We start from the raw sequence: 16,335 nt of genomic DNA, 5'->3' as shown, positions 1-16,335 counted from the left end.
TATTCTCTTGAATAAGATTTACGCACTGATTTTGCCTCCAATTGGGCGCCATCATAGCGCCCGATGAAGGTGTCCAAAATCATTAGGCCAGTTCAAGCCCGCTCCCACAGAGTGCGCGTCGTGCTCACGAACCCAGTAATTTTTCAGTGTCTGCTATGGGTTGAAAGCGCCGGTCGTTAATGACTGCTTCCGATCCATGGCGGACATTTGTATCTGGGATCGCTTTGCGGCCCATCGCCGGCAAGCCCGGCTCCCACAGATAGAGCGCAGGCCTGCACTCTGGTGATGATCATGCAGGGTCAGGCACTGACAGCATTGCTTGGGCGGTCTCTAGCTTGGTCGGGTCAATCGGCGCCAACGATATCCGCACCGCAACTCTCAGTTCAGTGAGGTCTTGGATAGGTGAGCGCCTGGGCACGGGCTTATGATCTGGCCGACATTCATGCCCGCCGTTCCGCTTGGCATAGTCGTGTAAAACTTGACGCCCGACGCTACGATCATAGGCGCGACCTCACGTGTCACGTAGGGCTGGCCATTACTCAGCAGCATTTTGATCGCCTCTTCCCGATACCTGGCATTGTTCACCATGGGGGATCCAGGTACGTCGGTCAATGGCATGACCTGCACGGCCACTTGATCGGTGAAGACGTAGAAAATCTCACTGTTTCCCTCATGAATGCACCTCACATTTTCCGGTTTGATAATGTCCTTCTTGACGTATTTCCCCCATTCGTAGTCGACCAGAAGAAGACTATCCGGCGTGAGGACGCTGATACCTGGTGTGGCGTGGCAGCCCGCTGGTCCGCCGATGCGCATCCAGCAAAAACTCGTGAACGATGTGTCGGTAATCTCGGCCAGCTTGAGGTCTTCCTTGATGTGCTGCCTGGCCTCTGTCGTATTGTGCTGGATATTGCCGCAGGCGCTGAGAAGTGCGGCCACGAGAGCAATGGCGGTGCGCAAAAACATGGTCAGTCCTTTGATCGGGGGTAAAAGTTGATGGCATTTTCACGATCCTGACGACTACTGACAACTACCTGTACTTCCCTCCCGACTCGTAGCTGACCACCACGTTCGGCAGGCGAATGTTGCTGGTCGCTCAGTGGGTGCTGCTGTAAACGCCGTAACGCTGTAGTCATTTGGTAGTCATCCGCTTGCCAGGCCACTGTACTCATGTGCTCTATGAATCGAGATCCCGAAGGTCTGCTCAACTGCCAGTGCATGATCGCTTGGGATCAGGACTACCTGAGGCCTGGTAGTCGGACCTGTCAGCCGCAATTGAGCATGAAGGCCGTTGGTGTCACCAAAAGTCGGTATGGCGTTGGCAAGGGATACGGCAAACGGTGGTTCAGAGGACTGATCGGGGTCATCCCACAGCTCATAGACACGTTCAAAATCCGGTTGCATGAGTTCGACCCATACCCCAACGCTATAGGGCTCATCACGCTGCAATACAGGAAGAGGTAGCGTTGCCCGGATAAAGAATCGTTCGGCACTGAGAATGCACAAGTCGCTACTCTCTTGGACTTCAGCAGCCCTGATCTCAGTAGGGAGGGCTGCTACCAAGTCTGGGTGTAGGAAAACAAGCTCAATGTCATCGCTGGCGTGTTCCTGTCCGCATTCATTGCAGATCATCTTAAAAGCTCCTGTTGCATCTATCGGGCTTGGTGATGCCGACGCGGCACCAGTATAACGCTTCCCTGGGAGTGCGATATCAACGAAAGAGTCAGTCGTCCGAATCAGAATCGCATCAGTGCCAACATCCTAAGCCTTGGTTGACCGTCTACCAAATTGAAATTTTTGGTCATGATTATATCGTAGTACCCATTCCTCTGATCCTGGAAATACAACTAGATCATCCGAAGATGGATAGCAGAACTCCGGCCAGAAGGAGGCGAACACCTCCCATGTTGTGCGCAAGGCTGTCTCGGCCTCCCAAGAAAGTGATACCGGCTGCTCTACGTGTGGCTGGAGCTGTTTCAGCCAATTGGAGCACCTCTCTGGCCCAGCCACTTCTGCGTTGAATACTTCAGGACGTAGCTCGGTGCTCAAGCAGTGATTGTCCAAAAAATTTAGCGTTCGCTTGTGCAACTCTCTCGCCTCATCGGGCAGCACTACTTGCATTTGCGCAAGGATTTCTTGTGGCAACACGGCATACGCTGGGTCGATCCAGCGCCATGCTAATTTATGATCCTGGATACGCATTAACTGATGCACCTGATTATTGTGAAATTTATCAGCAGTGCTTTCTGGGTTACTAGTTAAGCACTTTCGTGCCTAGGCGTCTGCTTTTGGCCGCTAGCTACCCTCCGGCAAAGGTCGCACTGGGTCCTTGGCGGCCAGTCGGAGATGGCTGCTGTCGACCCTTAGCAGACACTGAAAAATTACGGGGTTCGTGAGCACGGTGCGTACTCTGTGGGAGCGGGCGTGCCCGCGAACACCGGCGCAGCCGGTGCCAGGCTCCGCGTTGGATTCTTCGCGGCGGTTCGACGCCTCGACGCGCCCGCTCCCACAGAGATTGCTGTTCTGCGCCCCGGCTGCTGCGGGTCGTTAGCGGTCAATGGCGAGCGGCGGCTTGCAACCCGAAGCAGCCATTCACCAAGGGCCGCGATAGGCCAGCAGTGGTGGTTGGCGCTTTCCTAGAGCAGCTTGAACCCGTTCTCCGTTACCGTTTCACGCAAATCTTTACGCCCGCCCATGTACTCCATGCTCGTCATGGAATTGTGCAGGGCAGTTTTCCAGGTTTTGGGCGACATTTTCTGTTGGCTGCGGAAAACCCGGCAGGCTTGTTCATAGCCCTGTACGTAGTCTCGGTAGCCATCCTGATTGTAGCGGTTGTAGTGCAGCACCACTGGCTGAGCTGGCCGAGGGCGGATGGCACTTGCACGGTTTGGGTCTGGATGTCCCAGCGCCATACCGAAGGTGACGAAAGCATGCTCCGGGAGGTTGATGAGGCTGGCCAGCTCCTTGGCTATATTGCGCATCACTCCCAGGTATACGATTCCCAAGCCTATCGACTCAGCGGCAAGAGAAGCATTTTGAGCTGCCAATGTCGCGTCCACCGATGCCATCAGAAACGAGTCCAGGTAATTCAGGACGAATGGATCGCCACCTTGGTCGCGGGTAATCGCTGCCGAGCGGGAGGTATCTGCTACCCAGAGCAGGAGTGCGGGAGCTTCCAGGATCCATGGAAGGCTATCAACTTTTACTTCACGTGCGACGGTGTCGTGAATCTCGTTCTTCAAGGCCACATCGGTGACGGCGACCAGGCTCCATTGGTTTAGAGCCGAAGAAGTGGATGCCGATTGTGCCGCAGCGACCATCGTCTCAATAGCCCCTTCAGGCAGCGCATCCGGCAGGAATGTCCGGACCGACTTGTGGCGAAGCATCGCCTCGACCACTGGGGTCATGATGACTTTCTCAGGCTTCACCTGGCTGCCATATCGCTGTTGAAGGAGGTGGGATTGTGCACTCGTAAGGTCAGTCATCTGCGGTCTCCTGGAAATGTTGACCAAAGACTAACGTTGCGAGGGACAAAGATAAGCCATCAAAAAACGACTACACAATCCACAGCTGTGGACAATGGGTGATGCCTGGCTAAAATCGCTGGATGGATCATCTGAAAGCAATTCGCACTTTTCAACGGATAGTTGAGACCCGGTCGTTTACCAAGGCGGCTACTCACCTCGGTATGCCTCGCTCATCTGTCAGCAAGGCATTACAGGAACTCGAAGAGCACCTAGGTACCAAACTTCTTCAGAGAACGACTCGGACGATTGCGCTCACCACTGAGGGCAGTGAGTATTACCGCAAGGTCACGCAGTTGGTTGCGCGGCTTGACGAGGCCGAGGCTGAGCTAAGAGACATGGGCGCCGCCTCACGTGGCAGACTACGCATAGACCTTCACTCTTCACTGGCACAGTTGCTTTTGATACCGGTGCTCAAGGAGTTCAGGGCGCGGCATCCCCACATTCAGGTCGCACTGGGGGTCAGCGACCGCCCTGTCAATCTGATCGAGGAGGGCGTCGATTGCGTAATCCGGGCTGGGCAGTTAGCGGATTCTTCGTTGGTTGCGAAGAGGCTTTTCACCGACAGACTGGTCACCTGTGCAAGCCCCGAGTACTTGATGCAGCACGGCACGCCATCAACCCCGGCTGATCTGGAGCATCACCAGATCGTGGGCTATTTCAGCGCATCGAACGGTGAGGTCTGGCCTTTGCGGTTTCGCAAGCGAGGTGCAGAGCACCTCATATCCCGATTCGACGTTGCCACGAACGACAGTGCCAGCCATATCAATATGATCATGAATGGAACGGGAATCGGACAGACGTTCGCATCTGTGGCAGCGCGGCTGTTTGAATCCGGCGTACTCGTACCCATCCTTGAAAAGCACACCTGCGCTACGATGCCCATTTCAGTGATTTACCCGTCAAACAAGCAGTTGAATGCGCGTGTTCGCGTATTCGTAGACTGGATTGTCGAGCGGCTAGCCGAATAACCGGTGCGATTGGTGACGGATCGCGCTGTTAGGCTCTGTGTGAAAAGCCTTGATACTCGGTGATGCTGCGTTGAAAACAGCCTGACCTTCGTCTCAAGACTTTTCACACAGACCCTAGGTAGCGACCGGGAATGAGTGCCGCCTTTGGGTCGAAAGCAGTCATTAACGACCGGCGTTTTGAACCTATAGCAGACACTGAAAAACTACTGGGTTCGTGAGCACGACGCGCACTCTGTGGGAGCGGGCTTGCCCGCGAACACCGGCGCAGCCGGTGCCTTGCACCGCGTTGGATTCTTCGCGGGCGCGCCCGCTCCCACAGGGTACGCGGTGCGCCCGGCATCAGTTCTCTGCGCGACAGCGCAGGCGAGTCAGCTGAGATCTTTGAGTTCACGATCGTCGGGGCTGCGCCGCAGCCCCGACATGCGCGGCTGGCTCAAGGCCGATCCTTGAGCGTTTCAAACGCCTTCACCCGTTTGATCAAGCTTTTCTTGCTAGCCGAACTGGCCCCGTTGAACAGGAACGAGAAGTCCGAAGCCAATGATGGACTACCCGCAATCGTCGCGTACTGATGACACTGGTTGCAGCCATCCCCCTGCACATAAGTCTCCATGGTGGTGTTGGCCACCGGCACATTGCCCTGGCTGATAAACGGCCCATACGACAGCGGGACTGTTGCATTGAAGCCAGGTTCCGGGCTGGGCGGGTTGGGGGCGAGGGTCCACAGCACGTTGATCAGCTTGTAGTACTGGAACACCGATTGCCCCTGGCTGTGCTGCGCGAAGTTGGCTTGCACCGCGCTGTTGAGGGCTTGCAGGTCATTGGGCACGGGGTGTTCACGGGTAGTCTGTACCGGCTGGTTGCGGGGGAAGAGGTCGGTGCAGTCCCTGTCAGGGTTGTGTTGCTTGCACTGGATACGCGCCACATTCGGTTTGCACTCGGGGCCGGTGCCGCAGTCGGGGTTGTTGAAGGCGAAGCCGTTCGGTGGGGTTTGTTGTGCCGGCACCTGGTCCGGCTCGGGCACGTTGTCCACCTGTTCGAAGGTGGTCCAGATGAAGTTGGGCGAGGCCTGGGTCTTGTTGATGATGTGCAGGCCCACCAGGCCCACCACTTCCTGGGTGCACTCCAGCGTGTCGGGGCGTTTCAGCCAGGCGACGGTGGTGAGGTAACGCCCGAACAGTTCGGGTTTGCCGGTCAGCACCCGCCAGGCAGCCTTGAGCTCGATCGCGCCCAGTTGCTCCTGCGGTACCGGGTTTGGCGGCAGTGAGCGCATCGGTTCACCAATGGGCAGCGACAGCCCCTGCGGTGTCGTGCCGTCCTGGTTTTGCGCCACTTTCAACTGGTTCGCGGCGTCGTAAAGCCCGTTGTCGACGATATAGTCGAACTCGGCTTTGCCCACCTTGCGCTCAAAGAACACCAGGTTGCCTGCCTGGTCCGTCAGCCAGCCGCCGGACGCTTCCATGACCGAGTCGGGCAGGGCAGCGAGCGTCCCGGTGGACAGGTGAAAACCGTGCAAGGCATTGATCGCGCCTTCCGAGGTGGCATTCATGAATTTGCGTGCGCCCACCTTGAATGCCTTCAGGCTGCCCTGGGTGCTGCAACCGGACGGCACCAGGGTTTGCACGCCCCAGCCGCTGGGCGTGGGCGCGCCGGGCAGGAAAATGTCGTTGGCGTCCTTGTAGCTGGCCCACACCGGCGCCACGCTCATGGGCTGGCCGGGCGCGGAGGGCACGCCGAACTGCGCCAGGGTGCTGTTCATGTCGGGCTCGCCCGCCAGGCTGGCGGTGGCCGGCCAGCCGGGGTTCACAGGCCAGTTCAAGGCGATGAACAACTGCCAGCCAAAGCAGTTCATGAATGCCTGGCTGGTGGCATTGAAGTTGTTGACCGGCAGGAACCCACCGCTGGCCGGGTTGAACACCAATTGCTGCTGTACACAGGCATCAGCGTCCGAAGTCGTGGCCGCAACGGCCGGTTGCAGCGTCGACAGGCACAGCAGCACGCCGCTCAGCAGCGAGAGAACACTCAAGCGTAACCTGGCCATCATTGCGCTCCTTGCACGGGGTGAAGCCGCACCCGAAGGTGCGGCGTTGAAGGGGCGCGGTTCAGGCGCCGGGCACCAGCGCCAGGCCGGATTCCCAAGGGTGGTCGGCTGCGCTTACGTTCGCGTCTTCGCCCGGGTTGAGTGCACGCACGGTCACCAGGCCAGGTGCTGCGGTGGGGCTGACCGTGATGCTCAGAATGTAGGCCTGGGTGCCGCCAGAGTTGGTCTGGCCGGGAATGGCCGAGGCGTCGGGCAGGTACTCGGTAACCTGCGCCGTAACCCCAGGGTTGGAGAATTGCACCCTTGCATTCTGCGCCGTGGTGTCCGCCGAGGCGCCTTGCACCACCAGCACGAACGGGTTGCTGCTGCCGGGCGCAAGCCACGCGGGCAGGTCGGTGGGGGACTGGCCGTAGAACAGGTCCAGCGGCAGCAGTTGCACCGGCCAGGGTTGCAGGCCGTTCACCCGGCTCTGCACGCACGGGAAGGACGCAGGCTCGGCGGTCAGCGGCTTGACGGTGACGCTCAGGCCCACCAGCAATTGCTGGGCGATGACCCACACATAGTTGACGGGTTGGTTGTTGATGGTGATGTCATTGATCGAGAAACCGGCGCTTTCCGGCACCTCGAACACCGCCTGCAGGATCTGGTCGGAGCCATTGGCGGCCGACTTGGCAGTGCCGCGGGTGATGCGCCAGTACTGGCTCACGTCCTGGCCTTGCGGGCCTTTCCAGCCGCTGAAGTCAGTAGGTTGTTGCAGGTACAGGCCAATGGGGTTGGTCAGCGACAACCGGTTGTTCACCGCCGTGGAGTTGGCCATGAAGCCGATGTGCGGGTCGGAGTTGCGGTAGTTCTGCCCATACTGCGCACAGCAGATCAGCGACTGGGCATTCTGGCTGCTGCCCACCGGGCGCAGGATGGTGGCCGCAGCGGCCAGGTACACTTCGGCGCTGAGGGTGTTGGGACCGGAGGTCAGGTGCATCGCGCCACCGTACTGGCCGGGCACACAGGCCGTGCCGGCGTTCCATTTGTTGACCGTGTCATAGGCCGGCTTGCCAGTGGTGGGGTCCATGACCGGGTCGCCGGCCTTGCCGGTCGGGCAGTCGACGGTATAGCGCAGGTACAGGTCTTCGAGCTGCACGTTCGCATCGATGTAGTCGCGGTACAGGCCCAGTACCGCGTTCGGGTCGATACGCCACATGGCCAGGAAATACGCGGGGTTTTCGCAGGTGAAGGTAATCTTGCGCATGTTGCCGTTGGTATCGCGCACGATGGACCACTCACAGTACTCGTCAAGCCAGCCTCGTGGGCCGGAAGGCGAGAACGCCGTGTACTTGCCGTTCCAGTCGATGCTCGGGCAGCGTTTGGCAGGCAGTTGCAGCAAGGTGCCTTTCTGCTCGGGGTCGTAAAGCGTGTACAGCGTGTCGTTGATGGTGATCTGGCCGTGGTCGGTCAACTCCATCACCTGGTCCAGGGTCATGGCCTTGTTGCCCAGTTGGGGGATGACCGCCGCACCGTTGTTGTAGAAGAACGTCCAGAGCCGGTTGGGGAAGGGCGCCCAGGTGATTGCAGGGGCGGTCACATCACCGAAACCTTCCACCAGCGGGTTGTAGTAACCCGAGCGCGGGGCGTCGTACAGGCCAGACCAGGGGTTGCCAATGATGGACGACTCGGTCCAGCCGGTGAGGTCGTTGTTCCAGTCGGTTTCAAACTGTGGCAACTGGTCTTCCAGGCCCAGCTTGTTGTAGTCCTTGGGGGCTTGGCCAGCGGGCGAGGTGAACTGCTTGAAGGGCGTGCTCATGTCGGTTCTCCTGGTGTGCGAGGGGTGGAGGTGGAGCAGCAGCCGGCGACCGGGGGCGGGCCGGCGAGGGTCTGGCGTGGGTCGTTCCACACCAGTTGGGCGGTGAAACCGGGCAGGGTGGTGTACGCGTCGGGCGTGAGCTGGCGGCCACTGTCGAGGTGGGTCACCACCAGCGACAACTGCACGGCATCGTCGGGTGCCAGGCCAAGTGCGCCTGCATTGCGTGCTGCATTCAGTGCGCGGGACACGCCGTGGGTGATGCAGCGGCCCTTGTCGTCCACCAGCCCCATGCCGATACGGCTGAAGCGCCCCACGTAGTGGGGGTTGTCGGCGCTCACGTGCTGCGCAGTGGCGTCGGGCTGGTTGAGAAAGACGTCGATCAGGTAGGTGTCATGGGTGCAACGCACATGGTCGAACACCACCCAAGGCCCAGGCCCGGTGGCGTTTTCTGCGACAGGCTCGGCTTTGGCGCTGTGCTTGCAGCAAGCAGCGCTGCTGGCCTTGGCGGCGCCAAACTGCGGGGCCACCGGCACGCCGTAGTCGTAGCCGATGTGCCGGCTGTCCTGGGCCATGTCGCCCAAGGTGGTGTAGCGCCAGGCGTCGGCGCTGGTGAAGGTGAGCTGCGTGGCGTCACGGCCGGCGAACGGCTGCAGCAGGCACTGTGTGGTGTATTGCGCCCCGGGGTGGGCCCTGATCCACACCTCGAGCATACGGTCGATGTTGGCGTGGTAGGAGCAGAACACCGGGTCGAACGCGGTGTAGGCGTTGTCGGCCATGTCGCCGCCGATCCAGCCGTGATAGTTGTCGTGAGGTTGCTCGTACAGGCCATCGAAGTTGAGGGCGCGGTTGGGGTACAGGTTGTCTTGCTGGGGTGGGTCGAATACCGGGATGTTGGCCCACGGATAACCAGGCACACCCTGTGGCTGGCTGAAGGTGGTGAACTTCAGGGCATCGACCACCTGCTGCTGGAAAATCTGGCTCATGCCGTAAAGGCGCGTGCGTTCAAAGCGCGATTCGTCGCCATGGGTGTAGAACAGCGGGTCACGCTGCACATACCGGCAGTCCACCCCGTTGCCCGCGCCACTGGCGCACACTTTGGAGCAGCCGTCTTTGGCGGCCGCGTAGCGCAAGGGGTTGGGACGGATTTCGCCTGAGTGCGGGTGCACATAGGTTTCATCCAGGAACGCCTGGGGCAGGCCGGCCTGCGGGCTGCCGTCAACGCTGGCGTTTTCGGCCATCCAGTCCCAGTAGGGAATGGCGCAGTCGATCAGTTCTTCCAGGTACAGCAGGTAGGCCCGGTGCCAGAGGGCAAATGCCTCCTGATAATGCAGGCACCAGTTGGTGTGGATGTAGGCATAGCGCTGCCAGGGCGAACCGCTGTCGGGGTCGCCCACCTGCATCACGTCATCCAGGCGGGCGCGGTAGAGGTTCAGCTCCTCAAGCCTCAGGGCACGGATGTCTTGTCTTACCCGCTTGACTTGTTGGGGCAGGTCCGGTGGCGGGATGCGCTCGGCCGGGTCAAAGGGCGAACCGGCATCGAGACGCCAGCCTTGGTTGACCCACAACCTGAAGGTTTCCAGCGCATCGATCGGCCAGAACTGCTGCTGGTCCAGGGTCAGCGGCATGTTGCGCGAGGCCAGGTGCTGGTAGATGGTTTTTGACCAGGTCCTGACCGAATCCGGGTCGTCCAGGTACACGAAATAGGCGTTCATGCACCCGGCCCACGAGGCTGCTACAGCCGCTCGCTGCGCGGCGGGAATCCAGTAGGGGGCAGTGAAAAGGCCGTGGATGTCCGCGGTCCATGTCGGTTTGGCAACGATCATAAGGTCCCTCTCATGCGCCCCGAAGGCCATCTCTGGCCGGGCTGCTAAGCTCAGATGATGGTAAAGATCCGGCGCGCAGGAATCGTGCAAATTGGCCCGCCCTTGCGGCGAATTCATTGCAGTTTTTCAAGGAAGACACGCGGAAAATGACAGACGCCATGGATCTCAAGATTCTGGGAAAGCTGCAAAAGGATTGCAGCCAGAACCTGGAGTTGCTCAGCGACAGCGTCGGGCTGTCTTCCACCAGTTGCTACCGGCGGATCAGGCGGCTGGAGAGCGCCGGCATCATCAAGGCCAAGGTCGCGATACTGGACGAGCGCAAGCTGGGCATCCAGGTGACCGCGTTTTTTCTGGTCAAGCTGGACCGTGACAGCTACGACATCGACCGCAAGATGCAGCACATCCTGGCCGGCCACCCGGAGATCCAGGACTGCTACCTGATGACCGGCGAGTTCGATTTCGTGATGGTTGCCAAGTTTCGTGATGCCACCGAGTACACCGACTACATCTACCGGTTTCTCGATACCTACCGGGATATACCGATTCGCACTTACTCATCCACGCTGGTGGTGCGTACGGTGAAGAAGTCTTATGAGCTGCCGCTGGAGGGCGGATTGCAGCGGGTTGCCGATGCGTGAGAGGGCCAGATTTTGCGAGGCTGGCGCAAACCCTGTGGGAGCTTACTCAGCCCATTGGGCTGCGCTGTCGTGTAGAGAACCGATGCTGGGAACTCCGCGTACCCTGTGGGAGCGGGCGCGCCCGCGAAGAATCCAACGCGGTGCATGGCACCGGCTGCGCCGGTGTTCGCGGGCATGCCCGCTCCCACAGGGAATCGCGCCAGCTTCAGGCAATTGAGCAAGGCAGTTGCGCCCACACAGGTTGCTGCCAGGCTCAACGGCAATTGCAGCTACGCACAATCAGACGCTGCGTGTTAACCCACCATCGACCTTGATGTTTTGCCCCGTGATGTAGGCGGCGCCCTCGCTGGCGAGAAACGCAATGGTCGCAGCAATCTCTTCGCTGGTGCCATAGCGCTTGAGTGGCACCATGTCGCGGCGCTGCTCGGTGGCCGGCAAACTGTCGATCCAGCCTGGCAGAACATTGTTGATGCGCACGTTATCCCCGGCAAAATTGTCGGCGAAGATCTTGGTGAACGCGGCGAGGCCTGCGCGGAATACAGCAGAAGTGGGGAACAGCTCGCTGGGTTCAAACGCCCAGGCAGTAGAGATGTTGATGATCACGCCGCTCTTCTGGCGCTGCATGTAAGGGGTCACCAGGCGAGACGGGCGAATGACATTGAGCAGGTAAGTGTCCATGCCCTTGTGCCAATCTTCGTCGCTGATTTCAAGGATTGGCGCGCGCGGGCCATGGCCGGCGCTATTGACCAGCACGTCGATGCGGCCCCACTTTTCCACCACGGCGTCGACCAGGCGTTGCAGGTCTGCAACCGACTGGTTGCTGCCGGTTACACCAATCCCGCCAAGTTCGGCAGCCAACGCTTCACCCTTGCCCGAAGAGGAAAGAATACCAACCTTGAAACCATCAGCGGCCAGGCGGCGCGCTGCCGCGGCACCCATGCCGCTGCCACCTGCCGTGATAATCGCAACTTTTTCTACTGACATACTGCCTCCAGGTTTCTCGATACGGATTGCTCGGGTGCATTCACCTTAGCAGTAGTCCCAGTGGCGAGGGAGGCAGCTGAGCTTTACCTTCACAGTAGATTAACTATCGATAGCTTGTTGCTTGAGCCAGTGCAGGACAACGCTCAGTGACTGCGCCTGCTTCATCTTGCGCGGCCAGACCAGGTAAAACGACTTGTCGAGCCTGAGCTGGTGGGTGAACACCTGCATCAGCCGGCCTGCGGCGATGTCTTCACCGACAAATGCGAGGCTGGCCAACGCAATGCCCTGACTGTTGATTGCTGCATCAATGGCCAGCGAGGTCTGATTGAAGCGCACGTTTCTGGCCGTCGGTTGCGCATGCTGCGCAAATACATCTGCAAGAAACCCAGGCCAGAAGTTATGGGCATCGTGAAGCATGACGAAGTCCTGAAGCCGCTCGAAGCTGACGGGAATTTCGCGGCCTTCAAACAACCTCGGGCTGGCCACGGCAACGATGCGTTGCTCCATCAACAGTTCACTGTTCAGGCCCGCGCCGAACTCGGGCTTGCCATACCGCACAGCGATATCCACGCCATCGGTACTGAAGTGAGACAGTCGGTCGGTTGCCAGCACGCGCAAATCGATGTCGGGGTGGATCTGCGCAAAGTTGCCGAGCCTGGGAATCAGCCATTTCGAGGCAAAGGTAGGAGTAACGCTGACCGTCAGGTGAGTTGCCTGTGGCCTGAGCAGGCGCGTGGCCTCGTCAATCATCGCCAGTGCACTGCGAATGCTTGCGCTGTAACCCTGACCGGCATCGGTCAACGCCAAACCACGGGGTAGTCGTTCAAACAGCCGCAGGTCCAGGCTCGCTTCCAACCCGCGTATCTGCTGGGCAACTGCCGCCTGGGTCACGCCCAGTTCCTGCGCAGCCAAACGGAAGTTCAAGTGGCGAGCGACCACTTCAAACACACGCAGCGCGTTTAGCGAGGGCAGATCAGGAAAACCGTCGGGCATGGCAATGGAAATTCTATCGGGTGGCGTGGGGGAGATCGCAAAGGGTGAGGTTGCCTGTTGCAACCTTACCCTGTAAATCGGCATTGATCGACCAGCGCATGGGTGTGCGAGGGCTTCAGGCAGCCCTTGCCTGCGCCGACCTGGGGTCACCTATCAGGATGTCTTCAAAAAACGCCCCGACCGGCTCGGTAGGGTGGCACAGCTGTATTTCCAGTACCCACACCACCTCGCTCGGGACGATTTCAACCTCGGCCAGTTTTTCCTGTCCATACAGCATATGCGGGAAGTCGGCGATGCGGTGCCCAGCCAGGTTCCGCTCCAGTTGCCAGCCTTTGGCCTGGGCGCTGCGCTCGGCGAAGTCGTACAGCTCTCGCCCGGTCAGGCCGCGGCCCCAGGCCTCGCGTGTTTCCTCGAATACCTCGTGCAGGGCTTTGACGCACGCGTGGTGCAGCTCGCGCTGGCCGAACACGAATGTGTCGCCATAGTCGCCTTCATAGCCATCCCAGACCGGGCCGACGTCGACCACGACGATATCTGTGGTACGTAATACGCGTTGCAGGTCGATACCTTGCCGCGGTGTGCGCACGGTGTCGTCGCCGAAACGGATGTAGGTGGGGTGCCAGGTGTGTGACGCGCCCATGGCCTGCAAGGTTTGCGCAGCCATCTCCAGTGCTTGGGCGGTGGTCATGCCGACACGCAGTTGGCTGGCGATGGCGGCCACCGACCGTACCGACTGCTCGCGTGCGGCGAGCATGCCATCCAGCGAATACCGAGGGCCGACTTTTTCCAGTTCCGGGTGCCGTGTGTTGGTTGCAGAAGGCTGTGGCGTCAACGTACCGCTGGCGACAAAGGCCTCCGAGACAAAACGGTGGGGTTGTACGCCTGCGGCCAGGCATTGTTCGCGGGCCTGGCTGATCATCGTGGCGTTGCCGCAGGCATAGACCTGGGTGTCGGCCCACTGATGCGCCTGGCCCAGCGCCACCTGCTGCACGCGTGCCTGGGCTGAAACAACCGGGTGCCAGCAAAAGTGCGGGTATGCACGGCTGGCCTGGTCGAGAAAGTCGCGATCATAAAAGTCTGCCGTCGATGAACCACCCCAGTACAGCGTGACGCTGGTATTGCCGGCCAGGGCAGTCAGCAGCAAGGGCTTGATGCCGGCGTAGCCCGTGCCGGTGGCGAGCAGCACCAGTGGGCGTTGGTCCTCATGTTGCCAGGTGCATGCGCCCAACGGCCCCTCAAGCGTCAGCGTGTCACCTGCCTGCAGGGTAAGTAGCAGGCCTTCGGTGAACAGCCCACCGCTGACCTTGCGGATATGAAACACCAGTTGCCCCTGGTTCTGGGCGGGCAGGTTGGCGATGGAGAAACAGCGGCTGTCGCCGTTGTCCAGCTGGAACCTCACGTACTGGCCAGCCCGCACTTCCAACGGCTGATCAGGCTGTAGCACCAACTCGACGATATCTGCACTCAGTGCTCGCTTGCTGTGAACCTGTGCTTGAAATGCCAGTGTCGGGGCGTCGAGGGACCAGCCGGGGATCTCCAGGCGCATGTCGCTGCAGGCGTGGCTCTGGCACAGCAGCATCTCGTCAGTGGCCAGCGGGTAGGACGGCGCGGGGGTGTCCTCGTCGCGCTGCTTGTCCTTGTAAAGCCCGGACACCACCTTGACCTTGCAGGACCCGCACGCGCCGCGGCGACAGGAGAAAGGGACCGGCAAGCCGCTGGCGAGCATGGCATCGAGCAGCAGATCCTGACTAGCTTCGAAGGTTTTGCCCGAAGGCGACAACTCAATGACGTGGCGGCTTTGCATGAACACCTCGGGCGCAATGGGAGGTTCGATTGTTGCTATAGTCCAGGACCAGCAGAACCTCCAGATTTGGATAATTCATATGGTCCAGCTTCGCAAATGGCAGCCGTTGCTCAAGCTTGATGGGGCGCAGTGTTCGTACCGGCAGATCGTCGAGGGGCTGGTGGCCGCGATCAGCGAAGGGCGCCTGCGCCCTGGCACGCCGTTGCCGGGCACGCGGGAGATGGCGAAGCAGCTGAACGTCAACCGCAAGACGGTGATCCTGGCCTACGAGGAGGCCGAAACCAAAGGCTGGCTGCAAAGCGTGCAGCGCCGGGGCACCTTTGTCAGCCAGCAGTTGGCGGCTGGCACGCTGGCCAAGCCCGATACCGCGGGGTCCTTTGCCCTGGCGCTGCCAGAGGAACCTGCCGTTCCGTACTTTGCGGCGAACGAACAGGCTGCCGCACAGCAAGGCCGCCCGGGCGCCTTGTTTTTCGACAATGGCGCCTGTGACCACCGCTTGCTGCCGCAGGCCGTGCTGCATCGCTATTACCGCAATGCGTTGCGCAGCAGTTTTGCCAGCAACAGCGTTCGCCACGGCAGCGAATGCAGCAGCCTTTACCTGCGCGCCGCCTTGGCTGACATGCTGCGGCACAATCGCAGCCTGAACATTGGCGCCGAGCAGGTGTGCCTGACCCAAGGTGTGCAGATGTCCCTGTCCCTCGTCGCCAGTGTGTTGCTCAAGCCAGGTGATGTGGTGCTGGTCGAGCGGCTGAGCTATCCGCCTGCGTGGGAGATTTTCCGTCAGTTGGGTGCCCGGCTGGTGACGGTGGAACTGGACCATGAAGGGTGCCGGGTTGATCAGCTCGATGCCCTCTGCCGGCAGCACAAGGTACGGATGATGTACATCACCCCTCATCACCAGTTCCCGACCACCGTCAGCCTGCCGGCCGGGCGCCGGCAGCAGTTGCTGGAGCTGGCGCGCCAGCACGAATTTTGCCTGATCGAGGAAGACTATGACTACGAATATCACTTCTCCGGGCGGCCCTATCTGCCTTTGGCCAGCGACCGCCAGCAGCGGCATGTGATCTACATCGGCACGTTGTCCAAGCCCTTGGGCAGCACGTTCCGTTGCAGCTATATCGTGGCACCGGTGGAGGTGATTGCCGTGCTGGAGCGCAGGGCAACGCTGACCCTGGGGCAGGGCGATGCGGTGATGCAGCGCATGTTGGCGGACTTGATCAATGAGGGCGAGCTGAAAAAGCATTTGCGCCGGGTCAACCGCGAATACCGTCGGCGCCGGGAGACCCTGTTGGCATGCTTGCGCGCTGGGTTCGGCGAGCAGATTAGCGTACAGGAACCGGAAGGCGGGCTGGCGCTGTGGGTGCGGTTTGGTGATGCGATCAATGTGGATCAGTTGGTCGAACAAGCGCTGGCGCTGGATCTGGTCGTGCGCAGTGGGCGGCAGTTCTCGCCGTTTGGGCATGCCGAGAATGCCCTGCGCCTGGGGTTTGCTTCACTGGATGTAGATGAAATCCGGTTGGCTACCGAGCGCCTGGTTCAAGCAGCGAAGGCGATATCCACGGGCTGAAAAGGAAATGCTCGCCCAGAAGGTAATCCTGTGGGAGGTTCTATGGTATCTGGCAATGGCATCAGGGTTGCCAGGTGCTCGCCACAGCATCTTCAGCGCCAGCTCGCGATGCGCCGCGCGGGCGGCGCTCGGTCTCACAGGCGCTGCATATCTTGTGGCGAGCACCTGTTAGCCCTGATGCGATCTCTGTGGGGG

Annotated in this window: 12 protein-coding genes; 3 read left to right on the top strand and 9 right to left on the bottom strand. The window is 60.3% G+C overall.

Features of this window, described 5'->3' with window-relative positions; genetic code table 11:
- Positions 1-378: 378 nt before the first annotated feature.
- The 3 genes from ACIQUI_RS05570 to ACIQUI_RS05560 form a co-directional block, all read right to left on the bottom strand.
- Positions 379-966: a hypothetical protein gene (locus tag ACIQUI_RS05570; protein ID WP_403195710.1), complete on the bottom strand. Its 588-nt coding sequence runs from the start codon at positions 964-966 to the stop codon at positions 379-381.
- A 177-nt stretch (positions 967-1,143) separates the two neighbouring features.
- Positions 1,144-1,632, bottom strand: coding sequence for a DUF2199 domain-containing protein (locus tag ACIQUI_RS05565; protein WP_403195707.1), 489 nt, complete (start codon positions 1,630-1,632; stop codon positions 1,144-1,146).
- Between the two features lie 1,004 nt (positions 1,633-2,636).
- Entirely contained in the window at positions 2,637-3,485 is an 849-nt protein-coding gene (locus ACIQUI_RS05560; RefSeq protein ID WP_403195705.1) for a nitroreductase family protein, read from the bottom strand.
- Between the two features lie 122 nt (positions 3,486-3,607).
- Here ACIQUI_RS05560 and ACIQUI_RS05555 point away from each other — a divergent pair, with 122 nt between their 5' ends.
- Entirely contained in the window at positions 3,608-4,495 is an 888-nt protein-coding gene (locus ACIQUI_RS05555) for a LysR family transcriptional regulator (RefSeq protein WP_403195703.1), read from the top strand.
- A gap of 433 nt (positions 4,496-4,928) precedes the next feature.
- Here ACIQUI_RS05555 and ACIQUI_RS05550 read toward each other — a convergent pair whose 3' ends face one another.
- The 3 genes from ACIQUI_RS05550 to ACIQUI_RS05540 all read right to left on the bottom strand — a co-directional run bounded on the left by ACIQUI_RS05550 (position 4,929) and on the right by ACIQUI_RS05540 (position 10,154).
- Complete coding sequence (locus ACIQUI_RS05550) at positions 4,929-6,533, bottom strand: hypothetical protein (RefSeq protein WP_403195700.1); 1,605 nt, start codon at positions 6,531-6,533, stop codon at positions 4,929-4,931.
- 61 nt (positions 6,534-6,594) lie between these two features.
- A complete protein-coding gene (locus tag ACIQUI_RS05545; protein WP_403195697.1) occupies positions 6,595-8,331 on the bottom strand; it encodes a hypothetical protein in 1,737 nt (578 codons plus the stop codon).
- The gene (locus ACIQUI_RS05540; RefSeq protein ID WP_403195695.1) at positions 8,328-10,154 is read right to left on the bottom strand and encodes a tyrosinase family protein; all 1,827 of its coding nucleotides are present in this window, start codon (positions 10,152-10,154) and stop codon (positions 8,328-8,330) included. Before ACIQUI_RS05540 ends, ACIQUI_RS05545 begins: the two co-directional genes overlap by 4 nt.
- Positions 10,155-10,312: 158 nt before the next feature.
- On the opposite strand from ACIQUI_RS05540, the gene ACIQUI_RS05535 reads away from it, so the two are divergent.
- The gene (locus tag ACIQUI_RS05535) at positions 10,313-10,792 is read left to right on the top strand and encodes a winged helix-turn-helix transcriptional regulator (RefSeq protein ID WP_391134420.1); all 480 of its coding nucleotides are present in this window, start codon (positions 10,313-10,315) and stop codon (positions 10,790-10,792) included.
- 279 nt (positions 10,793-11,071) lie between these two features.
- Here the strand turns inward: ACIQUI_RS05535 and ACIQUI_RS05530 are convergent, their stop codons facing one another.
- The 3 genes from ACIQUI_RS05530 to ACIQUI_RS05520 all read right to left on the bottom strand — a co-directional run bounded on the left by ACIQUI_RS05530 (position 11,072) and on the right by ACIQUI_RS05520 (position 14,573).
- Positions 11,072-11,776, bottom strand: coding sequence for an SDR family oxidoreductase (locus ACIQUI_RS05530; protein WP_403195692.1), 705 nt, complete (start codon positions 11,774-11,776; stop codon positions 11,072-11,074).
- A 99-nt stretch (positions 11,777-11,875) separates the two neighbouring features.
- Positions 11,876-12,769, bottom strand: coding sequence for a LysR substrate-binding domain-containing protein (locus ACIQUI_RS05525; RefSeq protein ID WP_403195691.1), 894 nt, complete (start codon positions 12,767-12,769; stop codon positions 11,876-11,878).
- A 115-nt stretch (positions 12,770-12,884) separates the two neighbouring features.
- Positions 12,885-14,573 carry a M24 family metallopeptidase gene (locus ACIQUI_RS05520; protein WP_403195688.1) on the bottom strand — a complete coding sequence of 563 codons (1,689 nt, stop codon included), beginning with the start codon at positions 14,571-14,573 and terminating at the stop codon, positions 12,885-12,887.
- A gap of 79 nt (positions 14,574-14,652) precedes the next feature.
- Between ACIQUI_RS05520 and ACIQUI_RS05515 the strand changes: the two genes are divergently transcribed.
- Positions 14,653-16,140: a PLP-dependent aminotransferase family protein gene (locus ACIQUI_RS05515; RefSeq protein ID WP_403195686.1), complete on the top strand. Its 1,488-nt coding sequence runs from the start codon at positions 14,653-14,655 to the stop codon at positions 16,138-16,140.
- Positions 16,141-16,335: the final 195 nt, after the last annotated feature.

The sequence above is a fragment of the Pseudomonas sp. NPDC090592 genome, assembly GCF_044769185.1.
Taxonomy (GTDB): domain Bacteria; phylum Pseudomonadota; class Gammaproteobacteria; order Pseudomonadales; family Pseudomonadaceae; genus Aquipseudomonas.
This window is presented reverse-complemented; position numbering and strand designations above follow the sequence as displayed.

What these genes read in the sequence shown, in the direction of transcription:
- ACIQUI_RS05570 (WP_403195710.1), bottom strand. Translation starts at nt 966, where the DNA reads ATGTTTTTGCGCACCGCCATTGCTCTCGTGGCCGCACTTCTCAGCGCC.
- ACIQUI_RS05565 (WP_403195707.1), bottom strand. Translation starts at nt 1,632, where the DNA reads ATGATCTGCAATGAATGCGGACAGGAACACGCCAGCGATGACATTGAG.
- ACIQUI_RS05560 (WP_403195705.1), bottom strand. Translation starts at nt 3,485, where the DNA reads ATGACTGACCTTACGAGTGCACAATCCCACCTCCTTCAACAGCGATAT.
- ACIQUI_RS05555 (WP_403195703.1), top strand. Translation starts at nt 3,608, where the DNA reads ATGGATCATCTGAAAGCAATTCGCACTTTTCAACGGATAGTTGAGACC.
- ACIQUI_RS05550 (WP_403195700.1), bottom strand. Translation starts at nt 6,533, where the DNA reads ATGGCCAGGTTACGCTTGAGTGTTCTCTCGCTGCTGAGCGGCGTGCTG.
- ACIQUI_RS05545 (WP_403195697.1), bottom strand. Translation starts at nt 8,331, where the DNA reads ATGAGCACGCCCTTCAAGCAGTTCACCTCGCCCGCTGGCCAAGCCCCC.
- ACIQUI_RS05540 (WP_403195695.1), bottom strand. Translation starts at nt 10,154, where the DNA reads ATGATCGTTGCCAAACCGACATGGACCGCGGACATCCACGGCCTTTTC.
- ACIQUI_RS05535 (WP_391134420.1), top strand. Translation starts at nt 10,313, where the DNA reads ATGGATCTCAAGATTCTGGGAAAGCTGCAAAAGGATTGCAGCCAGAAC.
- ACIQUI_RS05530 (WP_403195692.1), bottom strand. Translation starts at nt 11,776, where the DNA reads ATGTCAGTAGAAAAAGTTGCGATTATCACGGCAGGTGGCAGCGGCATG.
- ACIQUI_RS05525 (WP_403195691.1), bottom strand. Translation starts at nt 12,769, where the DNA reads ATGCCCGACGGTTTTCCTGATCTGCCCTCGCTAAACGCGCTGCGTGTG.
- ACIQUI_RS05520 (WP_403195688.1), bottom strand. Translation starts at nt 14,573, where the DNA reads ATGCAAAGCCGCCACGTCATTGAGTTGTCGCCTTCGGGCAAAACCTTC.
- ACIQUI_RS05515 (WP_403195686.1), top strand. Translation starts at nt 14,653, where the DNA reads ATGGTCCAGCTTCGCAAATGGCAGCCGTTGCTCAAGCTTGATGGGGCG.